This window comes from Shewanella sp. 10B, from assembly GCF_023475885.1.
GTDB classification, from domain to species: Bacteria; Pseudomonadota; Gammaproteobacteria; order Enterobacterales; family Shewanellaceae; genus Shewanella; species Shewanella mangrovisoli.
Genome location: NZ_JAMDJO010000002.1, coordinates 633,825 through 654,355, shown reverse-complemented (window position 1 = coordinate 654,355; position 20,531 = coordinate 633,825). Strand labels below are relative to the sequence as shown.

Below are 20,531 nucleotides of genomic sequence, written 5' to 3'. Positions count from 1 at the left end.
ATGACAACCGTTGATAGCATCGTCATCAGCGCCGATCTGCTGTGGCTGAATCGCAACAATCAAGTGCGTGTCGCGGCCAATTTCAAGCGCGCTTTAAACGGTGCGCCGCAGGTGCAACAAACCATTATTCCCGCTGGTCATGCCATGGAACTCGGTACCAAATCCGGTTGGATTGCTCGTAGCGAGTTTGAGCAATTGCAGGCCCATGCTGGCAGCACCTTAACCGCATTCACCCTCGCTTATGAGGGTACCGATTACAACGTAGTTTGGGATAACACCCAAGGCGCGCCGATCACCGGCGAAGATGTTTTCGACGAAGTCGCCGGCTATCCGCAGCTGACTAACGTCACCCTCAAATTTATCAAAATGTGAGCTCTCTATGACTATCACCCGTGCCGATTTAAAGATCTTTAAACCAGAGGTTTTAGGCAGTAACGATGATGCTGGCGGCCAGCGCACCACCCAAGTTGTGCAATCCGGCGAGCTTAACCAGTTATTTAAGGCAGTATCCGATATCGACCACGCCACCTCGGCGGTGGATATTGTTAAGTGCTATCCGGCGCTGGCCACTCCAGCCACCGAAACCTTACTAGATGGTCACATTTTTATCAGTGCGCCGCCAGCGGATCCTTTAGTGAGCATGTTGATTGCCGAGTCGTCCTCTCTTACCGATGCCAGCCGCATGACGGATATGGTGGATATCCTTGAGTCCTCAGTCCGTGCAGGCCAGTTAATTCGTAAAGGCATGATTGGCTTACTGGCAGGGCAAGACTCCTTCCCGCGTGCCTATTTGCAGAGCATGTACCGTTATAACGATCGCGATTACTGGTCAAACGTGTATTTAGCCCAAGGGCAAATTATCTGCATTAGCGTGGAATATACAGGTAATGAGAACGCGCTTTACCCGCGCTTTGAGCATTTTTGCGAGATCAAACAAACGGTAATGGGCGGCCAAGAAGGTCAAGTGCGTTTTAGCCCGCCCATACCCTTCGATACGCCGGATTCCAGCGTAGTGATCAATGGCGAATCGGGTTGCACTAAATTGCGCTACACCAGCGAAAACGCAGATATTAAATACCATGGCGTGACCACACTCACCGCCGAAAATACTAACAGTCTGCTTTCAGTAGCCAACACCACCACCGAGTTGTTGCCCAAAGTACGCCAAATTGCGGTGAGCTCAGGTAACAGCATCACAGTCGATGACAGCGCAGATGTAGCAAGCGGCCTAATTTACGAGTCGATTAGCCGCAGTGGTAACGGTAGCACCACCTATATTTTCAATGTACCTAACCTGTTTAACGACCCATTTTTAGAAAACCACGGCCTAAAACCCGTGCAGGTTATTGGCTCATATAGCCACCTAGGTACGGTTAGCATCACTGGCAACACAGTCACCGTGACATACACCACTGCTATGTCTAGCAGTCTCACGGTAGGGATTAAGTTTTTCTCATCTTTGCGATATGCCACCTACAGCAGCGCTAGCGCTTTTCCTGCCGCCAAGAAACTGGTTAAGGGCACTGTGTTTGCAAATGCCACCTTTGCCGACAGCAACTATGGCACGATTACGTTAAACGAATATGGTAGTGGAGGTGAACTCAGGGAGTCTAATGGCCGCGTCATCGCCACCATTGATTATTTGACTGGCACAGTCACAAAAAATACCGATAGCCGAGGCGAATTTACAGTGGCCTATGAGGCATTAGTGGAAGATGCCGCCATATCAGATAATTCGGTTAGCTTCCCTCTTAGCCAAACGACACCGATTTTAGACACATTTTACGTGGTGGTATCGACCACTGCCGATACATTGCTGAGTGCCAGCAGCGATAATAACGGCGTGATTACAGGGGCTGGCATCACAGGCACCATTGAAAACGGCATGGTATCGCTCACCTTTAGCCAGTCTGTTGATTTGACGACTCTGCGTTATGACATTAGCGAAACCGTGACCCTTAACCCGCCGCCCGAACTATTCGGCCTTAACCCGCTGCGTCTTAAGAACGGCGGCATAGTCGATATGTTTACCGCGTGGACGCCCATCACCATCGAACATACCAATGTGCAGGTGGTCGCTAACCCAGCCCCAGCGCAAACCCTTAATGTGCGCGTAAATGCTCGCTATGTGGATATTACCGACTCGCTAGGCTCAAGCCTGTGGACGGTCGATAACCAGCACTATAGCCATAATAGCGCCACGGGTGTCGTCACCATTAACAGTAACTTTGCAGGCTTTGTGGCGCCGTTTGTGCTCACCGATAGCATTGGTGAGGAAGCCTTAGTGACCGAGGTGCAAAACGGGAAGTTACAACTGGCCGCGCCGTTAGAAAACACCTACCCAGTGGGCGCCATTGTGGCCTCAGTGCAAAACCTGGGCGACCTGCAGGCCAGAGTCGGGCCAGTGCGTGATATGACCGCATGGGGCGGCGATTGGAATACCGATGGCGATGCCGCCACCGCTTCAATGAACGTGGTGGATTACCCGATTGAGGTGATTAATAACAATGCCATTAACGAAGATTGGGTATTGATTTTCACCTCGCCAACAGCGTTTCGCTGTGTAGGTAAAGGCGTTGGCCAAATAGCCACAGGCGACACCATAAACGACTTTTCACCAGTTAACCCGCTAACACAGCAGCCTTACTTCATTATCCGCAAAGAGGCGTTTGGTGCTGGCTGGCAACAGGGTGAGGCGGTGCGCTTCCGCACTTATGCCTCAAGCAAGCCTGCCATGCTGCTGCGCTCAGTCGCCAGTGGCCACAGCCAAATCACCACTGACCGCGCTGTGCTGGCATTCCGTGGGAATGAGTCTTAAGCCATAGCCCATTTGAAAATATCGAATTAGGAGATAACAACTATGTCTTTACCTGTAACGGTATACCGCTGGGATGATGCCGGGGCGCCACAACTCACCAATGGTAAACCCTCTGAGATTATCGCGATTTTAAAAAAGTGCTTGGTCGAGGGCTATGGCACGAAAGCGGGGGCGGGGTGGTCAGTCGCCTTTGAAAATGCCGCAGCGTTTAAGATAGCGTTTCGCAACTCAACCACAGAGGCCAGTGGCGGCTTTGTGCAGTTTTGGAGCATAGATGGTACAGATGCAAACTCAGGGAATATGCGCTTTCGCGGCGCTAAAAGCATGACGGCACTCGATACGTTTATCGATGCTCAGTACCAAATGCAATTTAGCATTTCGGCAGTAGTTGACTACTGGGTATTGATTGCTACCTCAGCGGGATTTTGGTTTTTGAGCACCAGCACATTAACAAACCCAAACCCATCGACTAACGCAAAAGGTTTGTTTTTTGTTGGTGATTTTGACGCCTTTACTGCAAATGATCCGGGTAGATTTGTGAATATCATGAATGGTGTTACCTCTGATATGACAAGTTACTCATGGAGTCTTTCCTTTGAGATAGCTATTAGTGGCTCAACGACAATATGTAAAGTCTATGATACTGATGGCAGTGCAAACTTTGCTAATTATAAGATGGATCCACGTTATAACGTTGGAACACAGACGATTGCAGGCGTGCCTACTGGTGATAGGGTATTCTTTGAACCGCTTATTATATCAACTGTTGCTAACGTTGATGCGAATGATCGCCTTGGCGTTATTAATACTAACAGCATTATCCAACCGTATATTAGGGGGAAAGTCCCGGGATTATTGCATTCTCCCTCAACTGGATACAGCGACCAACCATGGCCTGTAATTGAATCCATTAATGGTCAACAGCATATGCTAATGCCAGGTTATCGATTCGGCCGAACTTGGATTAACTTGGAGACTTGGTATGCCTAACAAAGTCTTATCTGATATTGTGGTAAAGCGCTCCGGTGTTAGATCGTTGGCATTGCTTGCACTCACAATGGACGCTAACGCTGAACGTTTTCTGTTGATTGACCGCCGATCTTTCACGGTATTACACGCAGGCATTAGACCACCCAGTAAAGTGGCCAAGGTGTTATTGCCTCAAGAACTGGCTACGGGCCACTATTGCATTGTCGGCATTGCTGATGACGATGGTGTTTATGACTGTAAGTTTACCGATGGCCTGATGTTAGAGCTGGTCGATGCCAATACCGTCAATATGAGTCAATAGCATGGCCGTTACGCTGCGTTTTAGTAAGCTGGCCAAACCCAAAACCTCACCCATCACGTTAACCTTTGGCGATGATGGTATAGCGCTGAGCTTTGACCAGCCATGGCTCGCTAAAACCTCGCCTATCACCTTACGCTTTGATGGCAGCGATGACACAGGCGAGCCCGAACCAGAACGAGTACCGCAGGTGTTAGGGATTGCCGTGGGGTTAGGTTGGCAGGCCATCGCGGCGATTGAACAGCATATCGCCCTTAACCACCATGCCAGCAAGGCCGAGCAGCGCATAGTTACTGCGTGGCAAGGTGATAAGGTCGAGGTGCATAATCGCATGGCGTGGGCCTCTCATCCATTGGGTACCAGAGTAGCTATGCCATGGCAGGTGAGGTTGCGCCATACTCGGCAAATCAGCCTAAGGTGGTCACTACCGCTAATACGTGAAAGCCGCACGGCTATCGCTTGGCGCCTCGGAACGCCCCACCAAACCCGTACTAAGATTGGCTACCACTGTTATCCAGCGGTTTACCTGCGTACTCGAGCAAATTGGTTGACCGGGCCACAGTGCCAAGGCATCACCCATCTTGCATGGCAGGGGGATAGTGTCAAAACGGCAACAAATGTGCAGTGGGGCTACCCACGCCCTCGTTGGGTTTGTTCTGACCGCTGGCTTGATTTTGCGCCAAAAGGCAAGGTCACGCTGCTATTTGATAAGCCACTTGTGCCAAAGGCTGCGCCTATCACGCTGCAGTTTGATCAAGTACCCATGGTGTGCCACTGGGATAACGGCGGCGGCCCAATCAACGCCAACCCGACATTACCCAATCTTGATTTTAAAATCCCTATTGAACCTCAAATCCGCAGGTACTATCTAATGCAGCCAACCCTTACATGCATGCGCGTGTCAGACAATTTACCCATTGTGGTAAGTAACGTGAGCATTAGCCAAAGCCGTGGCCAGTGGGCCCGTTCGCTGAGCTTGGAGTTCTCAAGTCGTATCGATGCCGAGCGTGCCCACAATGAGCTATTGCTGATCACCATCAACGGCTATGAGTTTTACGCGATTGCTGAACAGCCAAGTGTAAGCAAAGTGTTTGGCAGTGCCACTTATAACAGCACTGGCCGATCCCGTGTTGCCGAACTGGCCGCGCCGTATAAATTGCCAATCAGTTACACCAACGCCAGCGCCCGCAGTTTTGCGGGTTTGTTGGGTGATTTACTGCAAAATACTGGCTGGATAGTGGAGCTGAACGGCATCACTGATTTTACCATCCCAGCCGGTGCCTTTAGCGTGGGCAATAAAACCCCGATTGAGGCAGTCGCCGAGGCGGTAGGGCAATTGGGCTGCATGATCTTAACCGATGATGCGGCCAAAAAGCTGACCATAGTCCCACGTTGGCCAACGGCACCGTGGGCAATGGCTACCGCAGTGCCCGATCTAGCGTTGCACGATGCGGTGATCACTAGCTATAGCGACTCGGTTAGCCGCAATCCATTGTGTAACGTGGTATGGCTGCGTGGCGAACAGCATGGCATTAGCGCCAAAGTCAAACGCGCAGGCAGTGCGGGCAATATCCCCGCAGCTGATATCAGCGCCCAGTTGATTGTTGACAACCAAGCCGCCCGTGTAGCCGGCACCAATGCACTGGCCGAAACGGGCGATAAGCTGAGTGTGAATTTGTCGATGCCCGTGATGGCCGATTTACCACCCGCAATACCTGGCATGTTGGTTGGCGTGACCATCAACAGCGAAGTGTTTAAAGGCGTGTGCGATAGTTGGACTATCCGCGCGACTGTAAGCGACCGCGGTGATATCGATATCGAGCAAAGCATCACACTCATCAGCCCGTTAGAAAGTTAGAAACTAGAGCGGGCTCCGCTCTTATAGATTCTAGAGTCTAGCCCCTATCGAGGTCCCCATGCTTAAACAACTTCAATCTGCCTTGGTGCTGCCACGGCAGATCATGCTCGTGTCTGCCGTAAATGCCGATGGCACTGTCACCGCCAGCAGCTCGAGCGGCCACACCATTCGCGCGATTGGTAGCGCCAGTGTTGGCGATCATATCTATGTGCAAGATGGTAGGGTGCTAGGGACTGCACCCGGTCTTCCATTTGTGGAGATAGAGATTTGAGGTTAAAAATTGTGGAATAAAATTCTTTACATTTCTTTACGCTTCATAAAAATGCTTTCAACTAAATTGGGTGTAAGAGTGAAATTTCTATATATAAGGCTGGCTAAAAAACAGTATAAATTTAATTAAAAATTAGTATGTTGAATGCTGACCTGCGAGCGTTAACCAAAACGAGACGTAAAATATGGTTATAAATCAACGCAGTGAATCTCTAACTTTTAAACTGCTATATAAGTAATTAAAACAATTAGATAGGTAAAAACTCGGTTTGACTTGAGTATGTTTGATTTGTACTGTTAGCCCAACAAATTTTTGTGGTGCGGATACGTGTATGACAAATTTACAGAATACCTACGATGCAGTGGAATCACCGTTATATGAGCAGGGCATGGTTATGGCCGAATTGTATTTATCATTTCGACAAGGTAATTCATGCCATTGTTTTTCATTAAATTCATTTTCATCAATGTTATTAAATGAAAACGCTGAATGCAGAGCTGGATTTTTTGACACGGTTGATGCCTATATCGCCGAGTATATGGCTATACACAACTCCACATCTAATCAGGTCTGATATTTACGCCAGAGCCAATCAATGCGTCATTGGTAGCGCTAGAATTGGCTATGATGTGCAATATGGTACTGGGGAATGAACTAGTTTAGTTATTTACATCACTAGTTTTTCCTTATTACTTTTAATAGTTTTAACTTTAGTTTAGGGAACAAAAAACTTGCTGCAATAGAAGAGAATACGCCTATAATAAAACTTATAAACAGTGCCGTAATTTGAGATAGCAATGATTGTTCATATATATCATTCATTACACCCTTTAAATTTTCAATTTCTTGCTTTTGAAGAATTTGAACAGTCTCTAATTTGTTCTTTAATTCAACAAATGTAAGCCCGTCATTATCCATTTTATTCTTTAAATTTATCCAAGCTGCGTACTGAGCTTCAATTTCCTTACTAGTTAAATTGATTAAATCAACAGTTTCTACTATTGTGGATTTTATGTCCTTTAACGGTAATGATTCAATATCATTAATCATAAGATTTATTTTTTCAGAATGATGTTGTAATTTAGTCAAGCTTTGAGGCGTTCTAGCTATCATTACTAAATTGGTCTTTGTAACATTTTCTGTACCGCGAGTAACTACATAGGCTCTATAAGCTAATGCAGCAAATGCAATTATAATCATTGCATAAAAGAATTTTTCTCTTTTCCTAAACACAAGTATGGGTTTTTCGTAAGGTTCATTTTCCATATTAGTACTCGGTGTATAAGCTGCCACAGCTTAAAAAATATAAAAACTTTTAATATAGTATTGTTTTAAATCACTATAGTCATCAATCATTTTAAATTTTTGCTATAATATAATTTAAAATTGTATACATTTGATAGGTACGTCTAAACTTCTATCTGCACCCATTAGACAAGGAGATCCTATGTTGATAGTACAGAGATACGAGTACCAATCCATCATGCTGCAAAACATCTATGATGAGAACGGCAATCACCTACCCGATATCAAAATCATCACACTTCCTGGCTCTCGGTTAGGAGTGCTCGCAGCCAGTAGCGTCAAGATCTTACGTGAAGAGCTATATGATGAAGAGTTAATGCGAGCACGTTTTTCTGAATGAGTCGCTTGCCAGCCGTATGATTACTGCTAAAATCACTGTATGTTTAAACAGTGGTTTTAGCTATGCGACTTATTCCATTTTATGCTAGTGCTGGCATTACTGGCTTTGAAAGCCCTGCCGAAGAGTATCGTCAGCTGGGCTTGAGTCTAGATCAGCTCCTAATTTGGCATCCCAATTCGACCTTTATGGGGTTTGCTCGAGGGGATTCAATGCAAGGGGTGGGCATTTTTTTCGGCGATTTGTTGATAGTTGATCGTTATGAAACGTCACGTGATGATGATGTGATTGTTGCCAATTATAACGGCGAGTTTGTTTGCAAAATTATTGATAAAACTAATGGCATACTGCTATCAGCAAACGAGCACTATACACCGCAGTTCATTAATGAGCACGACACTTTCAACATTGAAGGTGTTGTTACTAGCTCACTCCGTTTTCATCGTGATAGCCCAATACTGGCAAGATTAAGATGTATGCTCTAGTTGATGCCAACAGCTTTTATTGCAGCGCTGAGCAGGTGTTTCGACCAGACTGGCGCGGTAAACCGATCATAGTCCTGAGTAATAACGACGGCTGTATTGTGGCGGCTAATCGTCAGGCCAAGGAGTTGGGGATCCCCAAGTTTGCACCTTACTTTGAATTTAAGAACCAGTGCCAAAAGTTGGGGGTGATTGCTTGCTCAAGTAATTATGAGCTCTATGCCGATCTCTCCACCAAGATGATGGGGATTATCGGCCGCTATGCGCCTGAGCAGCATGTGTATTCCATTGATGAGAGCTTTTTATCTTTTAAAAATTGCCCCGCAATTAAGTCGCTACATGACCAAGGGCAGTTAATCCGCCGTGCGGTATGGAAAGAGGCCCGTTTACCCGTCTGTGTGGGCATAGGTGCTACCTTAACGCTGGCAAAACTGGCTAACCACGCGGCCAAAAAATTACCCGGTTATAAAGGCGTTTGCGTGATAGATAATGAGCCAGACCGACTTGCTATTTTAAAGTCGGTAGAAGTGGGCGAGGTGTGGGGGATTGGCCGCCGCATCAGTAAAAAGCTGGCGCTAATGGAAATTAATACCGCTTATGATCTGGCCAGTATGCCAGCAGGACTTGCCCGTAAACAATTTAGTATCGAGATTGAGCGCACAGTAAGAGAACTGAATGGCCAAGCCTGCAAGCAATGGGACGAGGCAAGGGCAGATAAAAAGCAGATATTCTCGACTCGCAGTGTTGGTGAACGTATCACTGATTACCAACAACTCCACCAAGCCTTAAGCAAGCATATTGGCATTGCGGCTGCTAAAGCCAGAAAGCAAGGTTCGTTGTGTAAAACCATGCTGCTGTTCGCCAATAACTCACCCTATGATGAGCATCCAACAGGGGCAAAGACATTAGTTAATTTCCCCTGTGCTACTAATTGCAGCGCCGAGCTCACTCGCGCGATGAGCACAGCTGCCCCTAAATTGTTTCGGCAAGGGGTGCGCTATTATAAAATCGGTGTGGGCTTGTTAGATTTAGTCAGCGAAAAACACAATCAGTTTGATTTATTCAACGCACCGACCGCCAACCCTCAGTTGATGCAGGCCCTCGATAGCATCAACCATCGCTATGGCTCCGATACCTTATTTCTCGCTGCCCAAGGCATTAATCAAAAGTGGGCCATGCGCCGCGAACTACTCACTCCACAATACACCACCGACTGGGGCAGCCTGCCTGATATTAAGTGCTGACTCAGCTCGCCTGAATCGAAATTGGCATTCCATTTGGGTGGTGTAACAGGGCATCCAGCATGGTGGGTGCTGACTGGAACCAAAATCCAATATCAGCTGGGTCTATTAATAACGGCATCCGTGAATGATAGGCTAGGCATTGCTCGGTAGGTGAGGTGGTTAAGGTCACCAGCTGCGCGCCATCGTCAAATGGGTAGAAGATGCCTGCCATATAAAGCGGTTGATCGTCGGGATTACTGAACAGGTATTTTTGCTTGCGCTTGCCGCCTTCATCACGCCATTCGTACCAGCCAGAGCAGGGCACTAGGCAGCGATGCTTGGCAAAGGCTGCAGCGAATGTCTTCTTTTCTGTCACCGTTTCGGACTGAGCATTGATAAGTAATGACTTGGACCAAGCGGGCTTTATCCCCCAGGTGCAATCTTGCTGCTGCAGTTGGCCATCGGATAGCACTAAGGTTGATACCTGTTCAGTCGGCCTTAAATCCAAATTAGTTTGAGGATTAAACGGCACGCCTAACTGTTGCTTAACAGACTGAGCCAGTATTAGGCCATCGATACTTAAACGTCCGCACATAGTGTTGTCCTAGATATCTTTATCATGCAGACGTTTAGGGAATAGTTCGGTATACACTTGCCAAAGTGTATTGATATTCCTATGCCCCGTTACCTGCGCCACTTCATCAATAGTGTAGCCCTTTTCAAATAACCGGCTTGCGCCTTCGCGCCTTAGGTCGTGATAGCGTAAATCAGTGATCCCCAATTCATTACGCACTCGTTGGAACCCTGCAGTAACAGAGGTGGCATTGTACGGGAAAACCCGCTCATCGTACCTTGGCTGCTTTTGCAATATCTCCCACGCCCCACCAAGTAGCGGTACCAGCATATGATTACCCGACTTTTTGCGAGGGTCCTTACGGTCGCGAACCAATACCGCCTTTTGCGCCTCATCAACATCAGCCCAAGTGATGCGGCATACCTCACCAATACGCATACAGCTGAGTATCGAGAAATCGAGCAAATCAACAAAAGGGATATGGGCAGCGCGCTGTTTTGATCGTGCCTCTAGCCCCTCCTTAAGTTTATCGATTTCGATGGCGGTCGGCCTGCGCGAGCGCTTACCAGATTTTGCAATCAAGTCTTGGGTATACAGTGCATCATAAGCATCAATCACCGCGACCTGAGATACATCATGCCCAAAGTTTGATTTAGCAATGCGTAGTAGCCAGCGGATTACACTCACGTCGATTGAAATGGTTGATGGACCAGTACCCGCACTGCGGCGTAATTTGCAATGCTCAATAATATGGTGAGGCTTTAACTCATCAAGCGGCACTTTTGATAGGTCACAATCAGCGAGCAACTTAAGGCAATAGCGCTTAGAGCGGCCAATGGTTGCGTCAATGTGGGGTTCGGCAATCGCCCTCGCTATCACATCACCTAGCATCACCTCCGGCTTAGCGTCATCCTCAAAACCGTTGGTTTCAATATCTGCCACCCGCTGCTTACCCCACGCCTCAGCCGCCGCGTGTTTGGTAAAGGTTCGCTGCTCCGTGTATAATACTTTTCCATTTTCTTTGACTCGAATAAGACAACGATGGCGAACAGTTCCATCTGCTTTTTCTCGTTTTTGAATACTGTACGACGCCATTTTGTGGTTCCCCGAATCCTAAAATCCAATGTATTGTGGTTCCCTATTGGTTCCCCGACAAGTGGAAAATAGCTAAAAATGTGCAAAAATTAGTAAATATATATTTTCACTGTAATTAAATGACATTAGCTAAGCACCTTGAAACAAAAGAATTTATGCCAAAATCAATAGATAGAACCTTTTCCATTGCGCCCATGTTGGATTGGACGGATCGTCATTACCGTTATTTTGCTCGCTTAATGTCGGCCAATGCCTTGCTGTATACCGAGATGGTGACAACGGGGGCGATTTTGCATGGCCGTGGTGATTATCTTGCCTATAACCAAGAAGAACATCCCCTTGCATTGCAATTGGGGGGCTCGAATCCTGCTGAGCTTGCTCGCTGCGCCAAACTTGCCGCCGAGCGCGGTTATGATGAAGTGAACCTCAATGTGGGCTGTCCTTCCGATCGGGTGCAAAACGGTCGCTTTGGTGCCTGTTTGATGGCGGAACCTGAGCTGGTGGCTGAATGTGTCGATGCCATGAAGCAAGTGGTTGATATACCAGTGACGGTAAAAACGCGCATCGGCATTGACGAGCAGGATAGCTATGAGTTTTTGACTCACTTTATTGATACTGTTATGGCCAAAGGCTGTGGTGAGTTTATTATCCATGCGCGTAAGGCGTGGTTACAGGGCTTAAGTCCGAAGGAAAATCGCGAGATCCCGCCCTTAGACTACGACCGGGTGTATCAGCTTAAGCGTGATTATCCAACGCTCAATATCAGCATTAACGGCGGTATCACTAGCCTTGAACAGGCTAAAACTCACTTGCAGTACTTAGATGGTGTGATGGTAGGACGTGAGGCTTACCAAAATCCCTATATTCTGGCGCAGGTTGACCAATTGCTCTGTGGCAGTCAGAAGGCGGTGATTAGCCGTGAAGCTGTAATTGAGACTATGTTGCCCTATATCGAGGCTCACTTGCAGGCGGGCGGGCGCTTAAATCATATCACTCGCCATATGATTGGCTTATTCCAAGGCTTACCGGGTGCCCGTGCGTGGCGTCGTTATTTGAGCGAAAACGCCCATAAAAACGGTGCAGGTATTGAGGTGGTCAAGCAGGCTTATCAAAGTATTCAGAGCGAAATGCTTGCTCAATAATTATTCGATTTAAAAAGTAGTGAGATTGACTAATGCTTGTAGTATTTTTCACCACTTTACCTTTCTCAAATATCTCGCCTATATCGTTTCTGCTTAAAATAAATTATTAAATCACTTTAAATCAGTGTGTTAAGTTTATTTTGATAAGTTGGCACGCCCTTTGTAATAGTCCCTATGTCAAGTTAATCAATCGGAAAGGGACGACATCATGTTTACTTCAAACGTTAAAAAATCAGTTCAAGCAAGTGTGTTATTCGGTGCATTAATGGCGAGTGTTGCGGTACACGCCGAAGCGGCGCCTGTATCTGATGTAGTGGGCGCCATCGAGCAAACGCTGAGCACCCAAGCGCAGGAGTTGTTGGTTAACACTAAGCGTGAACTGGTGTTATCACTGCAAACACAATTAGCTGAAAGTATCTATGACTTCAATAGCCAGCTAACACTGAGCGCGGATAACCAAGGTGAGTCTGTCAGCTCAGGCGAATACAGCGCAAACAAGTAAGGAGCTGCCTATGTGGTTTGTAGCACCTCTTATGACTCTGCTACTGCTACCAGTGATTAGCCTCGCGTTGTTTTCAGGAATTATCTGCTGGTTTCAGTGGCACAGTGTCAGCGATAAGTAAATTATTCATCAATTGGAGTTCAAAATGAAACGAGCGCAAATGCGAATGGACAATTCAGCACGTTTAGTCTGTGGTGTTGCCTCTGGTATGGCGTGGCAATTTGGTTGGTCCTGTTTTTGGACTCGTGTAGTGTGGGCCGGCGCGATTCTGTTTATGCCGGGTGTGAGTCTGCTGGTTTACTTTGTACTGGCCTTACTTGTGGACCAATGGAAAAGACCGATTTAACCCACGTTTTTGCTCCCTCAATTTGGGGACGTGAATGGGTTAGCCGATGCAAGTTTATGGACATAGCCTTTAGCGGGATGCTATCAACAAGAGGGCACATCGACCCTCATGCCAATAGTGAACACTGTTTAAGTGAGTATCACTTTTTAAGAAAAGCCTGAAATCTGGCTTTTGCTTCATCACTTTTAAGTCTTGCACTAAATTGTTCTAATTCTTGATGCATCTGGTGTTGCACGCGGTTTTTATGTGGTCGCATCAACTGACGGGTAATTTGCAGTGCTTGCGGTGGCTGATTAGCCAGTTTCTTGGCCTGATTTAGGGCATAACCGAGCAACTCTTCTTGGGCGATGACATCGTTAATGATATTCAGTCTGTGCGCTGTATTGGCATCAAAACTTTCGCCGAGTAATAAAAGCTCCGCCGCCTTTTGATAACCCACCAATTCGGGTAAGAGTAAGCTTGCGCCAGCCTCGGGCACTAGGGCCAAATTCACGAAGGGCAGTTGGAATTTAGCCGTGTTGTCGGCATAGACTAAATCACAGTGCAGCAGCACAGTAGTGCCAATGCCAACGGCAGCACCAGAGACGGCGGCAACCAGCGGTTTTTTGAGTTCTAATAGGCAAAATAGGAAGCGCACCGCGGGGTGATTTGGACCTAAGTCACTATTTTTCAAAAAGTCAGCAACATCATTGCCCGAGGTGAAACAATTATCCTCACCATGGAGCATAAAGGCACGAATGTCGTTGTCTGCTTCACCTTCGATCAGGTATTCTGTCAGTTGTTTATACATATTAAGATCAAGTGCATTGCGTTTATCTGGGCGATTAAAGCTGATAATACGAACGCCCTGATCATCCCGAACCTGTATATGACTCATGGGTTGTTTTCCTTTACGACGACATTGGGTAGACATGGAGTTTAAGACATTGAAACCGATATTCAAACAGATGTTTAATTTTGTCGCATTATCCTGTGCCTCATTTTCTGTTTTCGCTAACGTAGTGATGACCGAAGGTCATGTCCGTGCAATGCCTGATACAGTACCAAATACCGCCGCTTACTTTACGCTGGAGAACCATAGCGATAAAACGGTTCGCCTCACCGGAGTGACCACTGAGGTCGCAAAGGAAGCACAATTACATACCATCATCGAAGAACAAGGCATGGTAAAGATGCGCCATGTTGAAGGTTTCGATATTCCCTCCCACGGAAAATTAACCCTCTCGCCGTCTGGAGAGCATGTGATGCTCATCGGACTCAAAGCCCCATTAGCCCTAGATCAGCAAGTTAAACTGCAGTTAGCGTTTGACGATGGCGAGAATCTAACGATTACATTGCCTGTTGCTAAGCAGGCCGACAATGCTGCTGAACATGAGCATCATCACCATCATTAAGGAGTCACTTGATGCAAATAACATGGAAGAAGGTCACCGGAGTTGGTTTATTTGTTGTTTTAATTGGTTATCTAGTCAGTGTGTGGTGGAGTATTGAACCCGATACCCTGACACCACAACAGCTGACGGCCACAGAGAAGAATGTCGTGGGTTATGCAACCACTACGTCGTTGATCCTGACCGTTGAAACACTGCTGGATAAGCAGGGCGGCTGGTTATCGAACGATGTGATGCCACCTTCGATTTTTATGGATAACATGCCCGCGTTTGAGTACGGCGCTTTAGAGCAAGTCCGTGATTTAGCACTGATTATGCGTAAAGAGTTTAGTCGCTCTCAGTCTCAATCCGCTGCGGATAAGGACTTAAGCGAAGCGCAGGCTAAACTGAACATCGACCATACCAGTTGGTTAGTGCCCAGCGCTGAGAGCGAATACCGCGATGGGGTTAAGCTGCTCAAGCTATATCGCGCGCGCATGATGGATCCAAACAATCAGGATGCCCAGTTTTACGCCCGTGCCGACAACCTTAACGAGTGGCTCAAAGAAGTCCAAAAACGCTTAGGCAGTATGTCGCAACGTTTATCGGCGAGTGTTGGCCAGGAACGATTAAATACCGATTTAGCCGGCGACAATGCTGCGCGCCAATCGACCCCGAATTTAGCCAGCCATCAGGTGAAAACCAGCTGGTGGAAAATTGATGATGTGTTCTATGAGAGCCGTGGTGCCTCGTGGGCACTGCTGAATTTTATGCGTGCAGTCGAAGTCGACTTTGCTGACGTATTGAAAAAGAAAAATGCTGAGGTCAGCCTGAAACAGATCATTCGTGAGCTGGAGGCAACTCAACAAACGGTTTGGAGCCCTGTGGTACTTAATGGCAGTGGTTTCGGTCTAGTCGCTAATCATTCATTGGTTATGGCTAACTATGTGTCCCGTGCGAATGCCGCGGTGATTGATTTAACGAACTTGCTATCTCAAGGTTAATTATGAAAAAAACACTCCTCGCCAGTGCGGTATTAGGATGCTTAATGGCCACTTCAGCCCAAGCGGCTACTGTGGTTGGATTCAAAATTGGTGGCGATTACTGGCGCGCCGATACCAGCGGTACTTTTTCCGATAAAGGTCAGCCACAACAAGGGTTTGACTACAGTTCATCGGCACAAGGTAGCTACTGGATTGCGGTTGAGCATCCGCTGCCATTTATCCCGAATCTTAAAATTCGTGAAAATAGCTTAGATCAGAAGGGCAGTCTGGCTAACGCTGACTTCAGCTTCAATGGCCATGATTTTACTGGCAATGTGACCAGCTATACCGATCTGAGCAACACCGATTTTGTGCTGTATTACGAGTTGCTGGATAACGACATTCTGTCTTTGGATCTCGGTGCTGCCTATAAGCTGATGAACGGTTCTCTGCGCGTTCAAGATGCGGGTCATCCAGAAGAGAAAGACGTCGATAGCGGCATTGTGATGGGTTATGCCAGTACGCACGTAAGCATGCCAGGCCTTGGGTTATTCGGCTTTGCGGATTTAATGCTTGGGGTAAACGAGTCTAACGTACACGACTATGCTATCGGCTTAGGCTGGGAGTTTGACGGCGTGGCGGTGGATACCCGTGTGCGTGTGGGTTACCGTGAGTTTGCCTTCGATGTGAACAACTTCTCTGGCATCAGCGCCGATACTAAGTTTGAAGGCTATTTCGCCGGTGTTGAAATTGATTTCTAAGCGCTAGCGCTAATGAATCAGCCATAAAAAACCGCCATTAAGGCGGTTTTTTTATGGGAGGTATTGCTATCTTATTCGGCTTTTAGACCGTTGTTGATAGAGATAACATCGTCTTCATTTAATGTACCAGCAGCTTGTTTCAACGCAATAATTGAGTTGATGTAGCTATAGCGTGCATCCGACAATTTACGTTTTGAGTCGTACAGGTCACGGGTACGGTTCAGCACGTCAACAATGGTACGAGTACCGACTTCGAAGCCCGCTTGTGTTGCCTTTAACGCACTCTCAGATGAGATTACTGACTGCTCATAGGCACGGATTGAGCTGATTGAAGCACCTACGTTGTTGTAGTTGTTACGAACGTTTTTCACCACACTACGGTAGGTTTGCTCTAACTTCTCGCTCGCTTCCACGTATTGGAATTGTGCTTCTTTGACCTGTGAAGTGACTTTAAAGCCTTCGAAAATCGGAATGCTTAAGTTCACACCAACGTTCACATTGTCAAAATCTGGCTCATTTACGTCGCCCGTTTTTTGCTCTAACCCTTTGTTATAGCCAGCGTTTAGGCTAAGAGATGGCATATGGCCCGCTTTGTAGAGGCTAATGGTCTCTTGAGCGATATCTTTACCGATGCGTTGAGTCATCAGATCGACGCTATTGGTTTCAGCAATCTTTAGCCACTCACTCGATGAGGTAGGTGCTGGTGTTACCGCAGAGAAACGGTTGGTGTCGAGCACATTAATGGTCTTGTGATCGATACCTGTGATTTCACGCAGGGCTTCGTAGCTGTTGGCTAGTGTGTTTTCAGCCAAAATTTCAGTCGCCGAGGCTAAGTCATACTGAGCTTGCGCTTCATGTACGTCGGTAATCGCAGTTAAACCTACGGCAAAACGTTGTTTTGTCTGCTCGAGTTGACGCTCAATCGCACGTTTTTCTGCGCCTTGGAACTCGTAGTTATCTTTTGCCGTTAATACATCGAAGTAGGCTTTAGTCACACGAGTGATCAAATTTTGCAGTGCTGATGCATAGGTCGAATCGGCTTGAGAAGCGGCTTTTTCGGCAAGGCTTAAGCCAACCCAAGCGCTGTGATCATAGATCACTTGGTTCAGCTTTAGGCTACCGGTCAATCCACTGGTATCGCTCTTAGGATCATTCCATGCTTTGTCATAACCCACGTTAGCGCTGATGGTCGGTAACAGTGGTGCACGGTTTTGTTCGATCTTTTCAAACAAGGCATTACGCTGAGCTTGTGCTTGTAATACTAGCGGGTCGCTCGTCAGTGCTTGTTGATATATTTGCAGTAAATCATCTGCTTGAACCGCTTGAGCGGAAGCCGCGAGAGTTAATGCTGCGCATAGAGAACGGATCTTAAATTTCATTTGCTGTCCTTATTAGACAAATTCTCCCAAAGGAGAAATATGTAACTTCGTTTAGACTAAGTAATGCCTTTACCAAGGCGGTTTGCGCTTCCCGACGCTTCCCGATACAGCTAAAACTTAATGTCGTAGAGTCTAAAAACTCCCACACGTTCAAGTCAACTGCGAAGTGTAACAGATTTTATTTTAAAAATGAGCCAAATTGCCTTGATAATAGGCGAAAATTTAACGCTTAAGGATTGAAATATGAAGCCTGCTGGTTTTTCGCAAACAGATGTGGAAATTCTCGAGAAAAAGTCGCTGTATCAAGGTTTTTTCGCCCTCGAACAGTTCACTTTTAAACACAAATTATTTGCTGGTGGTTGGAGCAAACCCGTGACCCGTGAAGTGTTCGAGCGTGGCCATGCAGTGGTGGTCCTGCCCTATGATGCTGCGCGTGACAAGATTGTTTTAATTGAACAAATTCGTTTTCCTGCATTAGCGACCACTAAATCTCCTTGGCTAATGGAGTTGGTCGCGGGTATGATTGCGCCCGACGAAACGCCGCTGGATGTTGCGCACCGCGAACTGCTGGAAGAAACCGGCTTGACTGCCCGCAATATGCATTATGTGAATAGTTATCTGGCAAGTCCTGGTGGCAGTACGGAGCGTTTCTATTTCTATTGGGCCGAGGTGGATTCATCCTTGGCGCAAGGTCTGCACGGATTAGCTGACGAACACGAAGATATTCGATTGCATGTGTTAGACCGTGAGGATGCCTATAATCAGGTCGTCAACGGGGCAATAGACAATGCGTCGACCGTAATTGGATTGCAGTGGTTGCAATTAAACTATCAGCAACTGGTTAAAGTTGGATAAAGGTTTGGCTACTTCAACATCGCACCGAAAACCGCGCTACCAACCTAACGTGAGCGACTTTTTAGCGCTATGCGGGCGTAACTACGGCTATATGCAGAAGTGGTTACCGCTCGATATTGAAGTGGGCCAGTCTTGGCAACTCGAAGGTGAAGCGGGTGTATTAGTAATCCGTATTTTAGAAAATACCAAATACACTCAATTAGTTGAGATCTCACGCCCGGTTAAAATCATGGAGTTTATTAATACTCCCAAGGTGTTAGTGAGAATTTATCATGATGCTAAATTAGCAGAAGTGTTAACTGGTCAACAGATTTACCAATTGCGCCCAGTGTATGATTATCCCAATTTACGCATGTATCATAGCGATGAAAAGTACCAGGTTAATGCATTCCTGGGGGAGTTATTGAAGATTGGCTGCCAACAACGTTTGGTGTGTCAATCTTAGAATTGGGTATTCAATGTGCTGAAAGAGGCTGTCTCTTACTCAATAGCTGAAGAAGAAAGTGTGCGCATAGTGCAAGTCACTGATCCGCACCTTTTTGCCGATCCTGAGGCGCAGTTATTAGGGGTCAACACCAGTAAAAGTTTTGCTGCTGTACTTAATACGATCCGCGCTGTCGACTATCCAGCGCATCTGATGTTAGCCACGGGCGATTTAAGCCAAGATTATTCCCCCGAATCCTATCGTCAATTCGTGGCCGCAGTCGCGCCGCTCAACTTACCTTGCCATTATCTTCCGGGTAATCATGATGATCCGCGGATCATGTATCTGCATATGCAGGGCGAGCGGATTTTTGGTCAGCAGCGTATCCTTGCGGGTAAATGGCAAATCTTGATGCTGGACTCCACCGTGCGGGGAAAGCCCGGCGGCAATATGGCCGAGAGTCAATTCGAACTCATTGAACAGGCCATTGCCGCGCATCCAGACCGCCACACTCTACTGGTGATGCACCATAACCCTATTTTGGTGAATTGCGCTTGGTTAGACCAACATTGCATGGATAACGGCACTGAGTTTCTCAGACGTGTCGCACAATACCCACAGGTTAAGGGGTTACTCTGGGGCCATGTGCATCAACAGTTGGATACCGACTACGACGGTCCCCATGGCCCACTGCAATTAATGGCAACGCCTTCTACTTGTATCCAGTTTAAACCGCAATCGCCTTATTTTGCCCTCGATGGACTGCAACCCGGTTATCGTTTGCTGGAGCTGAAGGCCGATGGTAGCATCTGCACTAATGTGTATCGCGTGCCGGGAAATCTGTTTTCCCCCGATAAAGATTCCAGCGGTTATTAACGCGAGTGACCGCAGCTTGAGGAACTATGCTGCTCTATATTCACGGATTCAACAGTTCACCTTTCTCCGATAAAGCGGTGATGACGGCGCAGTATATGGCCGAGCATCACCCTTCCTTAGCCTTCCATCAACCGCAATTACCCAATACACCTAAGGCCGCCATGGCCTTGCTGCAGCAATATGTTGAGGCTGCCAAGCAAGCGGGCGAGCCACTCAATTATATCGGTTCATCCTTGGGGGGATATTTTGCGAGTTACTTGGCAGAGCTGTACGGTGGCCGCGCTGTGCTGGTGAATCCGGCCGTTAAGCCCTTTGAGCTGTTTGATGAATTTATGGGGCCGCAATTTAACCCTTATACCGAAGAGCATTATCAGGTATTGCCGGAGCATAAGCTGGAAGTGGCTGAATTTAATACGGCTGTTATCCGCAATCCCGATCGTTTTTTGGTACTATTGCAAACGGGTGATGAAGTGCTGGATTATCGAGAAGCACTGCATAAGTATCACCATTGCCAGTTACGGATTGAATCCGGTGGCGATCACAGTTTTGTGGGTTATGAGCGATATCTGCAAACTGTAAGCCAATTTTTACACTTACCTTGACAAATAGTCGTCCAGAGCCGCAACATGGCCGGATATAACA

At 47.1% G+C, this 20,531-nt stretch carries 24 protein-coding genes; 19 read left to right on the top strand and 5 right to left on the bottom strand.

What is annotated here, in order from left to right; translation table 11 throughout:
* The 6 genes from M0415_RS10350 to M0415_RS10325 are packed head-to-tail and all read left to right on the top strand — an operon-like array spanning position 1 to position 6,235.
* Positions 1 to 372: a hypothetical protein gene (locus M0415_RS10350; RefSeq protein ID WP_249553848.1), complete on the top strand. Its 372-nt coding sequence runs from the start codon at positions 1 to 3 to the stop codon at positions 370 to 372.
* 7 nt (positions 373 to 379) lie between these two features.
* Positions 380 to 2,818, top strand: coding sequence for a hypothetical protein (locus M0415_RS10345; protein ID WP_249553850.1), 2,439 nt, complete (start codon positions 380 to 382; stop codon positions 2,816 to 2,818).
* 42 nt (positions 2,819 to 2,860) lie between these two features.
* Positions 2,861 to 3,808: a hypothetical protein gene (locus M0415_RS10340; protein ID WP_249553852.1), complete on the top strand. Its 948-nt coding sequence runs from the start codon at positions 2,861 to 2,863 to the stop codon at positions 3,806 to 3,808.
* Positions 3,801 to 4,109, top strand: a complete 309-nt coding sequence (locus tag M0415_RS10335) for a hypothetical protein (protein ID WP_249553854.1) — start codon at positions 3,801 to 3,803, stop codon at positions 4,107 to 4,109. The genes M0415_RS10340 and M0415_RS10335 overlap by 8 nt, the downstream gene beginning before the upstream one ends.
* Before the next feature lies 1 nt (position 4,110).
* Positions 4,111 to 5,964 carry a hypothetical protein gene (locus M0415_RS10330; protein ID WP_249553856.1) on the top strand — a complete coding sequence of 618 codons (1,854 nt, stop codon included), beginning with the start codon at positions 4,111 to 4,113 and terminating at the stop codon, positions 5,962 to 5,964.
* A gap of 58 nt (positions 5,965 to 6,022) precedes the next feature.
* Complete coding sequence (locus tag M0415_RS10325; protein WP_249553857.1) at positions 6,023 to 6,235, top strand: hypothetical protein; 213 nt, start codon at positions 6,023 to 6,025, stop codon at positions 6,233 to 6,235.
* A gap of 675 nt (positions 6,236 to 6,910) precedes the next feature.
* Here M0415_RS10325 and M0415_RS10320 read toward each other — a convergent pair.
* Positions 6,911 to 7,501: a hypothetical protein gene (locus M0415_RS10320; RefSeq protein WP_249553859.1), complete on the bottom strand. Its 591-nt coding sequence runs from the start codon at positions 7,499 to 7,501 to the stop codon at positions 6,911 to 6,913.
* A gap of 181 nt (positions 7,502 to 7,682) precedes the next feature.
* On the opposite strand from M0415_RS10320, the gene M0415_RS10315 reads away from it, so the two are divergent.
* From M0415_RS10315 to M0415_RS10305, 3 genes are all read left to right on the top strand, one after another.
* Positions 7,683 to 7,880 (top strand): carbon storage regulator, encoded by a 198-nt coding sequence (locus M0415_RS10315; RefSeq protein ID WP_249553861.1) that lies wholly within the window; start codon positions 7,683 to 7,685, stop codon positions 7,878 to 7,880.
* Between the two features lie 62 nt (positions 7,881 to 7,942).
* Positions 7,943 to 8,362: a LexA family protein gene (locus M0415_RS10310; RefSeq protein ID WP_249553863.1), complete on the top strand. Its 420-nt coding sequence runs from the start codon at positions 7,943 to 7,945 to the stop codon at positions 8,360 to 8,362.
* Entirely contained in the window at positions 8,350 to 9,603 is a 1,254-nt protein-coding gene (locus M0415_RS10305) for a Y-family DNA polymerase (RefSeq protein ID WP_249553865.1), read from the top strand. The genes M0415_RS10310 and M0415_RS10305 overlap by 13 nt, the downstream gene beginning before the upstream one ends.
* 1 nt (position 9,604) lies before the next feature.
* Here M0415_RS10305 and M0415_RS10300 read toward each other — a convergent pair whose 3' ends face one another.
* Entirely contained in the window at positions 9,605 to 10,177 is a 573-nt protein-coding gene (locus tag M0415_RS10300) for an SOS response-associated peptidase (protein ID WP_249553867.1), read from the bottom strand.
* Positions 10,178 to 10,186: 9 nt separating this feature from the next.
* Entirely contained in the window at positions 10,187 to 11,251 is a 1,065-nt protein-coding gene (locus tag M0415_RS10295; RefSeq protein ID WP_249553869.1) for a tyrosine-type recombinase/integrase, read from the bottom strand.
* A 155-nt stretch (positions 11,252 to 11,406) separates the two neighbouring features.
* Between M0415_RS10295 and dusA the strand changes: the two genes are divergently transcribed.
* The 3 genes from dusA (at position 11,407) to M0415_RS10280 (ending at position 13,241) form a co-directional block, all read left to right on the top strand.
* Positions 11,407 to 12,393 carry a tRNA dihydrouridine(20/20a) synthase DusA gene (dusA, locus tag M0415_RS10290; protein WP_249553871.1) on the top strand — a complete coding sequence of 329 codons (987 nt, stop codon included), beginning with the start codon at positions 11,407 to 11,409 and terminating at the stop codon, positions 12,391 to 12,393.
* A gap of 208 nt (positions 12,394 to 12,601) precedes the next feature.
* Positions 12,602 to 12,895 carry a hypothetical protein gene (locus M0415_RS10285; RefSeq protein ID WP_249553873.1) on the top strand — a complete coding sequence of 98 codons (294 nt, stop codon included), beginning with the start codon at positions 12,602 to 12,604 and terminating at the stop codon, positions 12,893 to 12,895.
* A 145-nt stretch (positions 12,896 to 13,040) separates the two neighbouring features.
* Positions 13,041 to 13,241, top strand: coding sequence for a PspC domain-containing protein (locus tag M0415_RS10280; protein WP_249553875.1), 201 nt, complete (start codon positions 13,041 to 13,043; stop codon positions 13,239 to 13,241).
* Positions 13,242 to 13,380: 139 nt separating this feature from the next.
* On the opposite strand, the gene M0415_RS10275 is transcribed toward M0415_RS10280, so the two are convergent.
* Positions 13,381 to 14,118, bottom strand: a complete 738-nt coding sequence (locus M0415_RS10275; RefSeq protein WP_088211083.1) for an enoyl-CoA hydratase-related protein — start codon at positions 14,116 to 14,118, stop codon at positions 13,381 to 13,383.
* A 34-nt stretch (positions 14,119 to 14,152) separates the two neighbouring features.
* Here M0415_RS10275 and M0415_RS10270 point away from each other — a divergent pair, with 34 nt between their 5' ends.
* From M0415_RS10270 to M0415_RS10260, 3 genes are read left to right on the top strand one after another with little or no spacing between them, the layout of a single operon-like run.
* A complete protein-coding gene (locus tag M0415_RS10270) occupies positions 14,153 to 14,635 on the top strand; it encodes a copper chaperone PCu(A)C (RefSeq protein WP_220057330.1) in 483 nt (160 codons plus the stop codon).
* 11 nt (positions 14,636 to 14,646) lie between these two features.
* Positions 14,647 to 15,615: a DUF2333 family protein gene (locus M0415_RS10265; protein ID WP_011623977.1), complete on the top strand. Its 969-nt coding sequence runs from the start codon at positions 14,647 to 14,649 to the stop codon at positions 15,613 to 15,615.
* Between the two features lie 2 nt (positions 15,616 to 15,617).
* Positions 15,618 to 16,355 (top strand): TIGR04219 family outer membrane beta-barrel protein, encoded by a 738-nt coding sequence (locus M0415_RS10260; protein ID WP_249553877.1) that lies wholly within the window; start codon positions 15,618 to 15,620, stop codon positions 16,353 to 16,355.
* 71 nt (positions 16,356 to 16,426) lie between these two features.
* On the opposite strand, the gene tolC is transcribed toward M0415_RS10260, so the two are convergent.
* Entirely contained in the window at positions 16,427 to 17,734 is a 1,308-nt protein-coding gene (gene tolC / locus M0415_RS10255) for an outer membrane channel protein TolC (protein ID WP_011715885.1), read from the bottom strand.
* Between the two features lie 243 nt (positions 17,735 to 17,977).
* Here tolC and nudF point away from each other — a divergent pair, with 243 nt between their 5' ends.
* The 4 genes from nudF to M0415_RS10235 are packed head-to-tail and all read left to right on the top strand — an operon-like array spanning position 17,978 to position 20,491.
* Positions 17,978 to 18,589, top strand: a complete 612-nt coding sequence (gene nudF, locus M0415_RS10250; RefSeq protein WP_249553879.1) for an ADP-ribose diphosphatase — start codon at positions 17,978 to 17,980, stop codon at positions 18,587 to 18,589.
* 4 nt (positions 18,590 to 18,593) lie between these two features.
* Positions 18,594 to 19,034: a DUF1249 domain-containing protein gene (locus tag M0415_RS10245; protein WP_041417110.1), complete on the top strand. Its 441-nt coding sequence runs from the start codon at positions 18,594 to 18,596 to the stop codon at positions 19,032 to 19,034.
* Positions 19,035 to 19,049: 15 nt separating this feature from the next.
* A complete protein-coding gene (gene cpdA, locus M0415_RS10240) occupies positions 19,050 to 19,889 on the top strand; it encodes a 3',5'-cyclic-AMP phosphodiesterase (RefSeq protein ID WP_011715888.1) in 840 nt (279 codons plus the stop codon).
* A gap of 26 nt (positions 19,890 to 19,915) precedes the next feature.
* Positions 19,916 to 20,491: a YqiA/YcfP family alpha/beta fold hydrolase gene (locus M0415_RS10235; protein ID WP_249553881.1), complete on the top strand. Its 576-nt coding sequence runs from the start codon at positions 19,916 to 19,918 to the stop codon at positions 20,489 to 20,491.
* The last annotated feature ends 40 nt before the right edge of the window (positions 20,492 to 20,531 follow it).

Bases quoted from the DNA above. Each gene is read 5' to 3' on its own strand.
- M0415_RS10350 (WP_249553848.1), top strand. From the start codon at position 1: ATGACAACCGTTGATAGCATCGTCATCAGCGCCGATCTGCTGTGGCTG.
- M0415_RS10345 (WP_249553850.1), top strand. From the start codon at position 380: ATGACTATCACCCGTGCCGATTTAAAGATCTTTAAACCAGAGGTTTTA.
- M0415_RS10340 (WP_249553852.1), top strand. From the start codon at position 2,861: ATGTCTTTACCTGTAACGGTATACCGCTGGGATGATGCCGGGGCGCCA.
- M0415_RS10335 (WP_249553854.1), top strand. From the start codon at position 3,801: ATGCCTAACAAAGTCTTATCTGATATTGTGGTAAAGCGCTCCGGTGTT.
- M0415_RS10330 (WP_249553856.1), top strand. From the start codon at position 4,111: ATGGCCGTTACGCTGCGTTTTAGTAAGCTGGCCAAACCCAAAACCTCA.
- M0415_RS10325 (WP_249553857.1), top strand. From the start codon at position 6,023: ATGCTTAAACAACTTCAATCTGCCTTGGTGCTGCCACGGCAGATCATG.
- M0415_RS10320 (WP_249553859.1), bottom strand. From the start codon at position 7,501: ATGGAAAATGAACCTTACGAAAAACCCATACTTGTGTTTAGGAAAAGA.
- M0415_RS10315 (WP_249553861.1), top strand. From the start codon at position 7,683: ATGTTGATAGTACAGAGATACGAGTACCAATCCATCATGCTGCAAAAC.
- M0415_RS10310 (WP_249553863.1), top strand. From the start codon at position 7,943: ATGCGACTTATTCCATTTTATGCTAGTGCTGGCATTACTGGCTTTGAA.
- M0415_RS10305 (WP_249553865.1), top strand. From the start codon at position 8,350: ATGTATGCTCTAGTTGATGCCAACAGCTTTTATTGCAGCGCTGAGCAG.
- M0415_RS10300 (WP_249553867.1), bottom strand. From the start codon at position 10,177: ATGTGCGGACGTTTAAGTATCGATGGCCTAATACTGGCTCAGTCTGTT.
- M0415_RS10295 (WP_249553869.1), bottom strand. From the start codon at position 11,251: ATGGCGTCGTACAGTATTCAAAAACGAGAAAAAGCAGATGGAACTGTT.
- dusA (WP_249553871.1), top strand. From the start codon at position 11,407: ATGCCAAAATCAATAGATAGAACCTTTTCCATTGCGCCCATGTTGGAT.
- M0415_RS10285 (WP_249553873.1), top strand. From the start codon at position 12,602: ATGTTTACTTCAAACGTTAAAAAATCAGTTCAAGCAAGTGTGTTATTC.
- M0415_RS10280 (WP_249553875.1), top strand. From the start codon at position 13,041: ATGAAACGAGCGCAAATGCGAATGGACAATTCAGCACGTTTAGTCTGT.
- M0415_RS10275 (WP_088211083.1), bottom strand. From the start codon at position 14,118: ATGAGTCATATACAGGTTCGGGATGATCAGGGCGTTCGTATTATCAGC.
- M0415_RS10270 (WP_220057330.1), top strand. From the start codon at position 14,153: ATGGAGTTTAAGACATTGAAACCGATATTCAAACAGATGTTTAATTTT.
- M0415_RS10265 (WP_011623977.1), top strand. From the start codon at position 14,647: ATGCAAATAACATGGAAGAAGGTCACCGGAGTTGGTTTATTTGTTGTT.
- M0415_RS10260 (WP_249553877.1), top strand. From the start codon at position 15,618: ATGAAAAAAACACTCCTCGCCAGTGCGGTATTAGGATGCTTAATGGCC.
- tolC (WP_011715885.1), bottom strand. From the start codon at position 17,734: ATGAAATTTAAGATCCGTTCTCTATGCGCAGCATTAACTCTCGCGGCT.
- nudF (WP_249553879.1), top strand. From the start codon at position 17,978: ATGAAGCCTGCTGGTTTTTCGCAAACAGATGTGGAAATTCTCGAGAAA.
- M0415_RS10235 (WP_249553881.1), top strand. From the start codon at position 19,916: ATGCTGCTCTATATTCACGGATTCAACAGTTCACCTTTCTCCGATAAA.